The following is a 12,948-nucleotide window of genomic DNA, read 5'->3' on the forward strand; positions in this document are numbered from 1 at the left end:
CTTCATGTTAAAATCCCACCTGCGCTCGAAAAAACCCAAACGCAAGCCAGCAAAACATCGAGCCCATTTTTTTTTAAAGCACAAAAGACTAATTTTGTTGGTTTTGATTAGCAGTTTAGGCTGGGGGTTTTGGCAGGTTCAAAGCAGTCTGTTTTCCCAGTCGAGAAAAGAACAAGTTGGTTCAGTATCACCTATAGTTAATTTGCGATCGCTTGCTCCTACTGCTAGAGCTAACCAATTAAAACTTTTGAGTAACGCTGAAGGAAATGGCGATTCTGCTCAACAAATAATCATTAACCGTAATCGCGCTCGCTATTTATTAGCTACGGATTTGATTCAACAGCAGCAGGGCAAACTAGCCTTAACTTACCTTCAAGGATTAGCTGAAGATTACCCGTTGTTACGTCCTCAAATATTATTTAAAACCGCCCAGGCTTATCAGCAAAATAAAGAAGAACAAGCTGCCCAAAGAACTTTAGAAGATCTAATCGAAAACTATCCTCGATCGCCGATTACTGCTAATGCTATATCTTTATTAGATGGCGATCGCTCCCAACATCAAGCCCGATTAATTCGGGAATTTCCCTATCATCCCCTAGCTCAAAAGCTGGCTCGTCAGGGTTTGCAGCAAAATCCTGACCAGTTTAAACTGTTGCTGCTGTTGGCAAAATACAGTCGAGATGCCGACTTAAATAAAATTCGCGAGCGCCTTGTCTTAGAATACTCAGGAAAATTAACTCCTGAAGACTGGGAAGCGATCGCCAATGGCTACTGGCGAGAGGATGAATATCGCAGAGCAGCAGACGCTTACGCTTTTGCTCCTGACACACCCCGCAATCTTTATCGTGTAGCTAGAGGATTTCATCGTAACGGTAATCTGGATGCTGCTAGGCTTGGCTATCAAATACTAATTAGTGAATACCATGATGCTAGAGAAGCGGGACAGGCTTTATTATATTTAGCCAGCATTTCTAGTGGTGATGAAGCGGTAGTTTACTTAGAAAAAGCGATCGCCAAATTTCCTGATGTTGCTCCTGAAGCTTATCGTTCTAAGGCAATTATTCATGAACGTTTCGGCAAGTATAAAGCAGCAGCTCAAGCTCGCGATCGGCTATTAAATAAATACGGCGATTCGTCAGCAGCAGTAGAGTATCGCTGCAAAATAGCCCAAGAATTAGCCAATAAAGGCAACAAAAAAGATGCTTGGCAGTGGATGCAGCCTGTTGTTAAATCTAACTTAGAACTAGATTTTGCTCCTCAAGCACTTTATCAAACTGGAATTTGGGCAACCGATCTGGGTAAACCTGCTGCTGCTGAGACAGTCTTTAAAAAGATTATAGGACTATATCCTCAATCCTACTGGGCGTGGCGTTCGGCAATTAAGCTAAATTGGCAGGTGGGAGACTTTGAGCAAGTACGTTCTCTTAATCCTGCCTTAGATTTGGCTAAAACTTACAGCCCTTTGCCAACGGGTTCTAAAGCCATGCAGGAACTGTATTTGTTGGGACAATATCATGATGCTTGGTTACTTTTGCAGTCAGAAATTGAGCAGCATCAACAGCTAACCGTCAATGAGCAGTTTAGCGAAGGGATATTAAAGCTAGAGCTAGGTCAGTATAGCGCAGGAATGCAGGAAATTTGGGATTTAACCAAGCGCGACGATCCCCAAGAATTAGAACAGTGGAAAGCTTTGCGTAAAACAACCGCCTACTGGCAGGGTTTATTTCCTTTTCCCTATGAGTCAAAAATTCGCGAGTATGCTCAACAAGAACAAATTAATCCTTTACTAGTTATTTCAGTAATGCGCAAAGAATCTACTTTTGATCCCAAAATTGATTCGGCAGTCGGGGCAATAGGCTTGATGCAAATCGTGCCACCCACTGCTAATTGGATAGCAAAACAAATACAGTTGCCCAACTATTCTTTAACTAACCCCGATGACAATATTAAGATTGGTACTTGGTATCTCAAACACAATCACGATCGCTATCAAGATAATTCTTTATTAGCAGTAGCTAGCTATAACGCTGGTACTAGTAACGTTAATGATTGGTTGACTAAATACGATCTTAATGATCGCGATCGCTTTATAGAGCAAATCCCCTTCCCCGAAACCAAAGATTATGTAGAAGGAGTATTCGGCAACTACTGGAACTATCTACGCTTGTACAATCCCGAAATACGCCAAAAAGTTGATAGTTTGGGCAAAAATTAACAGTGCGCTCCAGAATGATTGGCTTTGCATCTGGTGGGCAATTTATTTCGATTCGGAATTAATATATTTCAATATATCGGGATTGCTTTTGTCTATAACATAGACATATCCGAGATCGATCGCTATTCTTCTTCTCAGACCAAGAGTAGGATACAGTGGAGCTCCTAATCCCTTAGTAGCGTGTAAATCAGCCGATTTAACCAACTGTAAAGCGACATCTTTCGATAAATTGTTACCGAAGGTATTCAAAACATTAGTGGCACAATCATTTTTATACACTTTTTTTAGTTCAGCATTGCGTTTTTCATACGCCAATAAAATTACGTCCAAACAAGCAGCATAATCATAGCTATTATTAAAATCAAAGACAAATTTTTTAGCTTGGCTATTTTGGGGTTGAGACTGGGCAAGATTTGCCTGAGCTTTGATTTCAGCGTCAGATGAAATTGATAGAGCTAATGGAATAGCGAAAGCAATTCCTATTGTTAGTGATACTTGTAAAAGCTTTTTCATTTTTTGCAGCTAAATAACTATAAATTTAGATTGATTTTGTTACTGGTTTTTCCTAATCTCTTAATGCGAAAGAAAGCTGGCAACTATTCTATCCGAACTCAGATCGTAATTGAAAAAAAAAGCGAGCGATCGCTCCCACAGTTTAAACGCTTCACGAGCCAAGTCTTTAACACAGTCTAAAGACACGATTGCTAGCTGTTGCCGAACAGATTGGCATAGCTAATTCTGCTTTAAGCTGGGTAGGTTCTAAAGCATCTATTTGAACTGCAAAACTGGCTAAGCAATCCTTTACTCCACTTTGAAAAATAAGAGCAGAAACATCAACTTCCTCTTCAGCTAACAAGGTATCTTCGTCTTAGCTTAAGTCCCCTAGTTTGTTGTATTAATCAAAAAATTCTGCCTACAAAATGCGATCGCGCTATTTAACAAAATCATAATTAGATAGATATTTATCGTTGACGTGAGGGAACTCTAAATTAAGTACTACAGCTTATTTAGTCTTATGAGTTTTCTGACTCCCCAATGTTCTGAACTAGTCCATAACGTCAACAGCATCTTAGATTTAGTAGCAGAATTAAATAAAAATCAGCAAGTTCGAGTTGCCGAAGCCTCTTTGAGCAAGGCGATCGCGCCTAAGTTTGAAATTGTTTTTGCGGGGGCATTTAGTGCAGGCAAATCGATGTTGATTAATGCACTCTTGGAACGGGAATTGCTTTATAGTGCCGAAGGACACGCCACAGGCACAGAATGCTACATAGAATACGCTGAACCCGAAGCCGAAAGAGTGGTTCTAACTTTTTTGAGTGAAGCAGAAATTAAACAGCAAGCCCTTAGTTTATGCCAGCATTTGGGATTATCAGCAAAAGATAATATTAATGAACCAGAAATAATCAATTTACTGCATCAGACTTGTGCTGTAATTATTGAACAAGAAGGCGGTGTAAGTAAGTCAGAAAGGGCAAAAAAGGCTAATGCTTTAGTTTTACTGCTAAAAGGATTTGCAGCAAATCGCGATCGCATTGATGCTAAGAAAAATAATACTTATTCGATGGAGGAATTTAATTTCTCTAATTTATCCCAAGCAGCTACTTATGCCAGACGGGGTAGTAATAGCGCAGTATTGACTAAGGTTGAATATTACTGTCATCATCCCCTTTTAGAAGACGGTAATGTTTTGGTAGATATGCCAGGTATTGACGCGCCTGTAAAAAAAGATGCCGAACTTACCTACAGCAAAATCGAACATCCCGACACCTCGGCAGTAATTTGTGTGCTTAAACCCGCTTCGGCTGGAGAAATGACTTCAGAAGAAACCGAGTTGATGGAAAAGATGAAATCTAATCTAGGAATACGCGATCGCGTTTTTTATGTCTTTAATCGCATCGATCAAACTTGGTATAACGGACAATTAAGACAGCGTTTGGATAGCTTGATTCAAAGTGAGTTTAGAGGTAACAAGCGGGTATATAAAACCAGTGGCTTATTAGGATTCTACGGTAGTCAAGTCAAATCTACCAACATCAGCGATCGCTTTGGTTTAAATTCTCTATTTGTCGAAAGTGTTAAAGGGATTGGGGGAGAGGAAGAAACGCCCCAGTTTGTGAGTGAATTTAATAATTACTGTGCCAACTCAGGTAAACTTACTCGCACGAACTTTAGAGTATCCGTCAATAGTTACGAAACACAGAATGAAAACTATACTCGCATCCTCAGCGAATTTGGTACGCCCTTAATTGAACAACTGATTGCCGATAGTGGCATTGAAGAATTTCGTAGTGCGATTAGTCGCTACCTAACCGAAGAAAAACGCCCTCAGCTATTTGCTAACCTAGCTGAAGATCTCAAGCCTATCTGTAACAACCTTAAACAGCATTACCTCAAGCAACTACAAGAGTTAGATAATCAACCCCATGAGATTGAGGCGATGAAGACTCAGGAGTTGACGCTACTTAACCAAAGGCTACAGGTAATTGGTAAAGAATTCTCGCAACATTTAGAAAATGAAGTAAATTCCATCGTTACCAATCAAAATTCTGAATTTGAATCAGACTTTCAAAAACTTAAAGCGCAAATGGTAAGTCGTCTTGATGAACTCCTGCAAACCTTTTCCGTACAGGGTGCTTATAGTCGCGCTACTTTATCCCATCCCCGTAATGCAACCGCGCCTCTTATTGCTGTGTTGGTAGAAGCTTTGTACTACTTGGCTAACGAACTTGAGGTTATTTTAGTTGCAGCATCACAGGTGTTAGTTCAAAACTTTTGTCAGCGTTTGAGCGATCGCTTTAAACAACAAGAATATTACCGTCAACTGGATCGTTTACTGGGTGAAGATACTGGTATTCAAACAGAATTAAAAGAATTAGAAGCTAAATTAATTCATGCCCTAGTTAGTGAAGCCAAAACAGAATGCGATTGCTATGTTCGGGAAAGCCCACGCTTTTATGATGAAGGAACGTTTTCTATCTATCAGTTTCGTCAGACATTACAGCAGACTTCTCAAGGTTATGACTGCGCCAGCATGGTTGAAGCCGAACCTGCTATCCGTCAGCTATTAAAGTTAGATTTTGAACCAAAAGTTTCCACCACAATTCGTCGCAATTTCCGTCAAACAATCAACCAAACTATCAAAACCCAATTGTTACCAATGGCGCAACAACAAGCAGAGAAAATCTTACAATATTATCCCCAAGCAAGAGCATTTCTAGAACAAACTTTGGAACAGGAAGCTATTGCTAAAATTGCTCTCAATCAGAATTTACAGTTAGAAGTAAAAGAGAAAATAAAACAGTATAACCAGTCAGTAAATGGCTTGAACGAATGCTTGCGATCGCTCCAATTATTTGACCATCAATTACCAGTTATTGATCGACAAGAAATAGGTGTAAATATTGACTCAGTTAATACACAGCCCAATCATGCAAATGAATAGTATAGTAACTCTTTTGAGGATATTTGCCAAATAAAAGTAGATAACACCAATCCAAATTAAACAATAAAATGACAAATTCCAGTATTGATTTAAAACCAAATGAACATTTGAGTAGCTGCGATAATCGAGACGTTATTTCTTTTGATTCAAGAGATCCTATTTATATTAGTAAATTATTTGCTCTTGTTAGATCAGCATTTGAAGGTCACATTATTTATTATATAAGTAATTCTATTACCCAAAAGTTAGCAAACAAATGTGATGCAAAACTATGGTTTGAAGATGGAGAAAAGTGTGAAATTCTTAAAGCTACTTCTTCAGGATGGAAAACAGGAAAAATGAAGTTAAAAATTAATATATCTTTAGAATTTATTTCCGATCAACCTGAACAAGATAAATCACCTCTTGATGATGTTCGTCAAGAATTTAATCAAAGTAACTCATAACTTCAAGGAGAATAACCAAACTATAGATTAGGAAATCTAAAATATTTCTTAAATCTCTTTGCGTCTTTGCGTCTCTGCGCGAAATAAATAATAGTCCAAATTCTCTAGATGATATTCGTAATCAAATAGATACTGCTAACTAATAATCCAAACAAAGGAGTAATTAATAATGGAAGAAGCAAATAAATTTATCAATGGCGATGAAGTAATTTCAATTAATGATAAAGAAAATAATGTTTTAATTAATCATCATACTTATAAAGCTGAAGAGTTTTTAAGTAGACTAGGCAAACACATTGACCGTAATAAGAAAGAGATATGGATTGACAAAGGAGTGCCTTGTAAAATGCTATCTCCCAATCAACAATGGCAAAAAGGTAAAATAAAGATCTGTTTACAGTTTATTCCCGATCGACCAGAATCAATGCTGGATGACATTAGACAAGAAAATCAGTAGAAGTATTATTTATATAATTTATCAGAATTATTAAGATGAACTCAGAAATTAATTTCAAGCAAATGGAACATGAAGACTCTAATGCGGTTGTTTCTTTTAATAATGGAACGACATTTAAAGTCTGTAAGTTTATGGAAAATATAAACACTTTTTTTAGACAATTAATACTCAATGAGTTACAAGAAAAATTAAGACAGGCTGGTTTAGGAACTCCTCCTCGCGTTAATACTTGGAATACAGGTGTTGATGCCGAAATTTTAGAACCTAAATCTGGAGAATGGAAAAAAGGCAAGGTAAGAATGAGAGTAATTTTAGAATTTTGTCCTGATGAACCAGAAGATGCAACAATTAATAACGTTCAACAAAACAGCAATTCTTTAGATGACATCCGTCAGACCATTTCTTAACAATGTCTAAAATACAGAGAATTAATATTCCTCAGCCTGTTAAAAAATATGTATTGCAGCGAAATAACCATCAATGCCAAAGCTGCGGTAAAAAGAATACCGAAGCTCGACTAAATATAGATCATATTATTCCTCTGGCTAAGGGCGGAAGCAACGATATAAGTAACCTGCAAGTCTTATGTAGCCCATGTAATCAAAGGAAAAAGCATCATTTTGATTCTCGTTTTCGGCGTAATTATAATTAGCTATATTGTCTTTACTTGAGCTAAAAATAAGATAGTGACCCTGTTTTAAGCTTCGCTAAAAGTGCATAAGAACTCCAATGTAGTCTTAAAATGCCTTTTTTACAACTCTTAAAGCGTTTCGCTACAAATATAGCTTAATCAAAAATAAAACCCTGTTTAGTAAGTGGAGAGCAGAGATACAATAAAAATATAAAGGCTATAGCTGCTATTTGACTGATGATCTATACTACCGAAGAACTACTCCAAATACTAGACTGCGAGCTAAAAGAAAACTGGAAAGGTAAACGAATTGTCTTATCATCAGCGAAAAGGCTAAACGATCCTGTCGTAGCAAAAGCCTTAGATATGAATCAGGTCAATAAAGTATTTGCTTATCGCGATTTTCGTTCTCAAATCCACAAATATCAGCGACAGCACGAAGTATCAGGAATTATTTGGCGCACCTGTACTTTTGCTGGACAAAGCATAACCTATCCAGAAATACACAATCAATTGATTCCTGTCCCAGGAGATAAAGATATTTTAATTGCCGCCCGAACCAAAATTCTGGATTTTTGGTATTCAATGACGGACAAAATGAATTTCTGGCTAGTTAACAATCGTCTTGATAACAACGGTAGTCATCATCAAAAAATCACCTTTGGCTATCTGCAAAAGCTAGTTCAACAAACAGAATGGGCAGAAATAGACGCAGCCCGCACAGAAATTTATCTCGGTTTGTGTTGGGGAAAGCCCCAAGAACATATCTATCAGTGGGCAAAACCAAAGTCGGGTTGCGATCGCATTATTGCTACTATATCCGAACCGAGCGCAATCAAGATATAGTAGTTTAAACAATCATCTTACTATAATTTCATTTTTAAGTTAGAAAAACTTATGTCTCAACAACACGCAGTAGGAGTAATCCAAGCCCTTGGTTTTCCTGCTGTCTTAGCTGCTTCTGATGCGATGTTAAAAGCTGGTCGCGTTACCTTAGTTTATTTTGATAAAGGAGAAAGCGGCACTTTTGTAATTGCTATTCGTGGTCCAATTGCCGAAGTTAGACCTTCTATGGAAGCAGGATTACTGGCAGCAGAAAATACTTTTGGTGGTGAGGTGACTACTCACTATACTGTACCCAACCCACCAGATAATGTAGTTGCTGTTTTGCCTATCGCCTATACCGAAGAAGTAGAGCAATATCGCTTTTAATTTACTCTACAGCGAAAACTAAATTTATAAAAATCACCGTCAGTCAGCTAAAATTAGTACTCGTTACCGATTACTTCGCTATTTTTATCAAGTGAATCAAAATAAGACAACGAAGTCTGCTGTAACCGCCAGTAAATGTAATTAAGCATTACTTTTATTCGTATTTATAATTAATAATTTCAAGGAGCAAATTTATGCCGTCTCAATCTGCGGTAGGATCGATTGAAACCAAAGGATTCCCAGGTATTTTAGCAGCAGCCGATGCTATGGTAAAAGCAGGTCGAGTGACCTTAGTTGGTTATATTCGTGTAGGTAGTGCGCGCTTTAACGTTAATATTCGCGGTGACGTATCTGAAGTAAAAACGGCTATGGCTGCGGGAATCGAGGCAGTAAAAAAAGCAGAAGGAGCAACGTTAGAGTCTTGGGTAATTATTCCTCGCCCCCATGAAAACGTCTGTGCTGTCTTGCCTATTGACTACACTGAAGAGGTAATGCCTTACTTCGATCAGGTAGAAGGAAGAACATTACCTATCGCTCCTAGTCCTAATTCTCTACTGAGTTAATTTATTAAAGATTACTCGATAGCAAGATGAGAAATGGTTAAGGGAAGAACAGACAAAGAAAGACAATTTTGCTCTGATACATAAAATATAAGCTGTATTAGCATCAATCTTTATTCTTTCTTCCCTTACTCTTTCACCAAAAATTTGGCTAAATTAGCTTATCAATTCACTCACAATTTTCCTATAACCAAAAGCAGCTAGTTACCTAGTAAGAATAGTTTTCTTCTCAAAGCTCTAAAGTAAAGAAAAACAGGAAATTGATAATATTCAATTATTAGCCAAACAACACAAAGTAGATGGGCGCAAAAAGTAAGAATTGTCCAGGTTAAGGGAAGCCAGGACAGTAGACTATCCTCTGTTGGTGGAAATAAATACATTCCAGAAGCAATAATTGACGTAGGAATACAGACAAAACCAAAGGCAAATAACAAATAAACCCAGCCTATCTCTGCACCTTCCCTATGAATTCCCTTCCAGGTTTTACCATTCCAGTACCAGGTTAAGGGCAATTGACTGTCTGCCATCTTCAACAATTGTTTGTCAAAATTTGTCGTAAAAATATGTTGACAAAAGCCACAGGCAAAGGTTTCCATCATCGGCATCTCTCTTACTCTACCGTGACGGCAAACAGGACAAGGATATTCTCCTTCAAGATGAAAGCGATTGAATTCCTTCCATTCTTTTTGTAATAAATCTACTCCAGAATTAGCTGAGGAACTACTCAAGTTATAAATGTTAGACATACACCTCAAACATCGTGATACTTTCCAAGTACTATATTTTTAGGCTTAAAATGCAACCAGTTTTATATTAACGCTACTTTCGAGTCAAGAATAGGTTTTGCCAAGGATAGCTATAAGCTATATGCCTTGAGAACTTTTTGCTCAAGCCAGTTAGAAATTAAACGAGAACAAAAAAGCATTCTTCAACTGACTGTGTAGTAAAAGTTTTAGCTTCCTTAAGTTAATTATGAGATAAAGGTTAGCTTGAGTTTATTTATGCCAAATTGTAATTATAACGAGCCTAATATAGTTAGTTTGGTTGTCGCTCTACATAAAGATATAAATATCAATATTAATTAGTAGTAAAACAAACTTTTTTTGCAGAGAATATACATTCTCAATAAAAACAACATTGTCTTAAATCTCAACAGCCCCTTGAAATCCTTAATTATTAACTTCTAGCTTTTAACTTCCTCCTAGCACTTAAATCAATTTCCTAGCATTTGTAATTTGTATAAGCTGGCATATAATCCTTCGGTAGCTAATAATTCATCATGACTACCAAATTCTACTAACTCGCCACGCTTTAATACCAAAATTTTATCTACGTTACGGATAGTAGAAAGACGATGAGCAATAATAATTGCCGAACGATCGATCAGTAGCTGATCTAAAGCTGATTGAACCAAAGCTTCGGTGGATACATCTAAGCTAGAAGTAGCCTCATCTAAAATCAAAACATGAGGATTACGGATGGCAACCCGCGCAAAAGCCAAAAGCTGTTTTTGTCCCCCCGAAAGGTTTGTACCTCTCTCCCGTAAGGTTGTGTCATAGCCATCAGGCAAATCTTCAATAAAGCTATCAATATTAACTAATTTAGCAGCCTGTTTAACTTCTTCAAGGGAATAGTCGTCACCCAAGGTAATATTGCGTTTGACATCTCCCGCAAATAAAAAGCTTTCTTGTAAAATCACACCAATGTAGCGACGTAAATCTGCTTGAGGAATATCTCTAATATCAATGCCGTCTACCAATATTCTGCCCTTACTTGGTTCATAAAGACGACACAGCAAGCGAATTATAGAGCTTTTTCCCGCACCTGTAGGACCGACTAAGGCTACTTTTTCTCCAGGTTTAATAGTGAAGTCTAAATTTTTGATTACATATTCATCGCTTTTGTAGCCAAACCAAACGTTCTCAAAGCGAATTTCGCCTGTTTGAGAGTTACTAGCATCATTTAACAACAAAGTACGGTGTCCCTCGGCAACAGAGATGACTTTATCTCTAATTTCAATGGGTTCTCTTAACAATTCCGTAATCCTTTCGATCGCGGTAAACCCAGACTGAAACATGGTAAACTTATCAGCAAACTGACGTATGGGATTAAATAACCGTTGGGCATAGAGAATAAACGCCGTTAGTTCTCCATACTGCATGGTGTCCCGAAGCACAAAGATCCCTCCTGCCCAAAGAACCGCTGCGATCGCAACTAAAGCAATCCATTCCAGCGTCGCCGATACAGCCGAATCATGAAAGATAGTTTTATCAACTTCTGAGCGATAGCGTTCGTTAATTGAGCGATACATTTCGCTGTTGTATTTTTCCCGCCGAAATAGCTGCACAATATTAATTCCTGTAATATTTTCTTGCAGCATGGAGTTGAGCCTAGATAGTTCCTCTCTGGCTTTATAGTTGGCTTTACGATATTGCTGCTGGAAATAAATAATTAGTGCCGTCACGGGAATCAGCATAAAAACCAGAATTGATGCCAGCTTCCAGTTAGTGAGATAAATCATCACTATAATCGCCAGAATAGAAACAAAATCACTAACTACGCCAATTGCACCGCTAGCAAAAACATTTCCTAAAGCTTCTACATCACTAGCAATACGAGTAATTAGTTTGCCCACAGGAGTGCGATCAAAAAAGCTAGAGGCTAAAGAAGTAACGTGAGTGAACAGATCTTGTCTGACTTCGGCAGTAATCTCCTGTCCAATTTTTTGTACCAGATAACCCTGCACTGACGAGAACATCAGCTTGATTAATACCGTGATTAACAACAACCCTGATAAAAGATTAATTCCCTCTTTGATAGATACCCCATGCAAAAAACTCCAGGTTGATTCTTCTTTAAGCAAGGAAATAGCTTGACCAACAATCAAAGGCTGAATTGCACCAGCCACAGCCAAAGGAATGAGTAAAACCAAAGAAACAATTAGTATTCCTCTGCTTTGGCGAGCGTAAGGAACTAGCTTCAGAAATAACCGCCAATCATTTTCTGGCTTTTTAGTTTTAATTTCTGGCTGGGGAGAAGCGATGGTCATAATTTTTAGTTGTAGCTGGAAACAGAGTATATCTGTCTTGTTAACTCTTAGCTGTTAGCTTTCATTAATTATTAAACAGTTCTAATTCAAATTATGACAGTAAAATAGTCTAAAGCGACTTTGAAAACGGCTTATAGCTGCACGCTGCGGATGCAGCGAAGTCGTACCTGCGGGGGGTACCCCTTGGTCTTGGGGCGACGATATGGGCGTTAGCCCTGCGCTTAGAGCCTATAGCTAATCGTCCCGCGATTTTAGTTTAGCTACCAAATCATTAATGTTGTCGCGATTTAGTCGATAACTAAGAGGATGAGCAATCAATCTAGCACTACTTTCATAAAGAATATCGGTTTCAATTAAGCCATTTTCCTTGAGTGTTTTACCTGTAGAAACCAAATCTACAATTGCCTCAGACATTCCTGTAATTGGTCCTAATTCTACTGAACCAGACAAAGGAACAATCTCTACAGGTAAATCAATACTGTCAAAATGTTCTTTGGCACAGTTAACAAATTTAGATGCCACCCTGCCGTGAGGCGGCAGTTCAACCGAACGTTTATAGGGACTGCTGCTAGGAACTGCTACCGATAGACGACAATAACCAAATTCCAAGTCAATCAAGTTAGCAACTTCTGGCTGTTTCTCCCGCAATACATCATAGCCAACAATTCCCAGTTGCGCTTGCCCATATTCTACATATACAGGAACATCTTGCGCTCTAACCAATAAAGCTTTGGCGGTATTTGTAGGATCGCTAATTTGTAGCTGACGATTAGTTTTATCTAGAAAGGCACTAAAATCTAAGCCTAGATTGCGAAACAATTCGATACTGTCTTTTAATAATGCGCCTTTGGGTAAGGCAATAGTGATCATATAAATTATCCATTGGTTGAGCAAAAATAATGTTAACAGAATTAAATCACCTTACTTTATCAGTTT

14 protein-coding genes are annotated in these 12,948 nt (G+C 38.0%); 9 read left to right on the plus strand and 5 right to left on the minus strand.

Features of this window, described 5'->3' with window-relative positions; all coding sequences use genetic code 11:
- Positions 1–4 precede the first annotated feature (4 nt).
- Positions 5–2,215, plus strand: a complete 2,211-nt coding sequence (locus tag SLP02_RS19410) for a lytic transglycosylase domain-containing protein (protein WP_319422367.1) — start codon at positions 5–7, stop codon at positions 2,213–2,215.
- 42 nt (positions 2,216–2,257) lie between these two features.
- Here the strand turns inward: SLP02_RS19410 and SLP02_RS19415 are convergent, their stop codons facing one another.
- Positions 2,258–2,728 (minus strand): hypothetical protein, encoded by a 471-nt coding sequence (locus SLP02_RS19415; protein WP_319422368.1) that lies wholly within the window; start codon positions 2,726–2,728, stop codon positions 2,258–2,260.
- Between the two features lie 166 nt (positions 2,729–2,894).
- Complete coding sequence (locus SLP02_RS19420; protein WP_319422369.1) at positions 2,895–3,071, minus strand: hypothetical protein; 177 nt, start codon at positions 3,069–3,071, stop codon at positions 2,895–2,897.
- A 159-nt stretch (positions 3,072–3,230) separates the two neighbouring features.
- Here SLP02_RS19420 and SLP02_RS19425 point away from each other — a divergent pair, with 159 nt between their 5' ends.
- From SLP02_RS19425 to SLP02_RS19460, 8 genes are all read left to right on the plus strand, one after another.
- Positions 3,231–5,657 carry a dynamin-like GTPase family protein gene (locus SLP02_RS19425; RefSeq protein ID WP_319422370.1) on the plus strand — a complete coding sequence of 809 codons (2,427 nt, stop codon included), beginning with the start codon at positions 3,231–3,233 and terminating at the stop codon, positions 5,655–5,657.
- A 68-nt stretch (positions 5,658–5,725) separates the two neighbouring features.
- Positions 5,726–6,103, plus strand: a complete 378-nt coding sequence (locus tag SLP02_RS19430) for a KGK domain-containing protein (protein WP_319422371.1) — start codon at positions 5,726–5,728, stop codon at positions 6,101–6,103.
- Between the two features lie 169 nt (positions 6,104–6,272).
- Positions 6,273–6,560, plus strand: coding sequence for a KGK domain-containing protein (locus SLP02_RS19435; protein WP_319422372.1), 288 nt, complete (start codon positions 6,273–6,275; stop codon positions 6,558–6,560).
- A gap of 35 nt (positions 6,561–6,595) precedes the next feature.
- The gene (locus SLP02_RS19440) at positions 6,596–6,967 is read left to right on the plus strand and encodes a KGK domain-containing protein (RefSeq protein WP_319422373.1); all 372 of its coding nucleotides are present in this window, start codon (positions 6,596–6,598) and stop codon (positions 6,965–6,967) included.
- Between the two features lie 2 nt (positions 6,968–6,969).
- Positions 6,970–7,212, plus strand: coding sequence for an HNH endonuclease (locus SLP02_RS19445; RefSeq protein ID WP_319422374.1), 243 nt, complete (start codon positions 6,970–6,972; stop codon positions 7,210–7,212).
- A gap of 216 nt (positions 7,213–7,428) precedes the next feature.
- Complete coding sequence (locus SLP02_RS19450; protein WP_319422375.1) at positions 7,429–8,037, plus strand: hypothetical protein; 609 nt, start codon at positions 7,429–7,431, stop codon at positions 8,035–8,037.
- Positions 8,038–8,088: 51 nt separating this feature from the next.
- Entirely contained in the window at positions 8,089–8,403 is a 315-nt protein-coding gene (locus tag SLP02_RS19455; RefSeq protein WP_319422376.1) for a carbon dioxide-concentrating mechanism protein CcmK, read from the plus strand.
- 194 nt (positions 8,404–8,597) lie between these two features.
- On the plus strand, positions 8,598–8,966 hold the full coding sequence (locus SLP02_RS19460; RefSeq protein ID WP_319422377.1) for a carbon dioxide-concentrating mechanism protein CcmK: 369 nt from the start codon (positions 8,598–8,600) through the stop codon (positions 8,964–8,966).
- 197 nt (positions 8,967–9,163) lie between these two features.
- On the opposite strand, the gene SLP02_RS19465 is transcribed toward SLP02_RS19460, so the two are convergent.
- The 3 genes from SLP02_RS19465 to hisG form a co-directional block, all read right to left on the minus strand.
- Positions 9,164–9,709 carry a hypothetical protein gene (locus SLP02_RS19465; RefSeq protein ID WP_319422378.1) on the minus strand — a complete coding sequence of 182 codons (546 nt, stop codon included), beginning with the start codon at positions 9,707–9,709 and terminating at the stop codon, positions 9,164–9,166.
- Positions 9,710–10,176: 467 nt separating this feature from the next.
- Positions 10,177–12,012, minus strand: a complete 1,836-nt coding sequence (locus tag SLP02_RS19470; protein ID WP_319422379.1) for an ABC transporter ATP-binding protein — start codon at positions 12,010–12,012, stop codon at positions 10,177–10,179.
- 234 nt (positions 12,013–12,246) lie between these two features.
- Positions 12,247–12,882, minus strand: coding sequence for an ATP phosphoribosyltransferase (hisG, locus tag SLP02_RS19475; RefSeq protein WP_319422380.1), 636 nt, complete (start codon positions 12,880–12,882; stop codon positions 12,247–12,249).
- Positions 12,883–12,948: the final 66 nt, after the last annotated feature.

The sequence above is a fragment of the Pleurocapsa sp. FMAR1 genome (assembly GCF_963665995.1).
GTDB lineage: Bacteria > Cyanobacteriota > Cyanobacteriia > Cyanobacteriales > Xenococcaceae > Waterburya.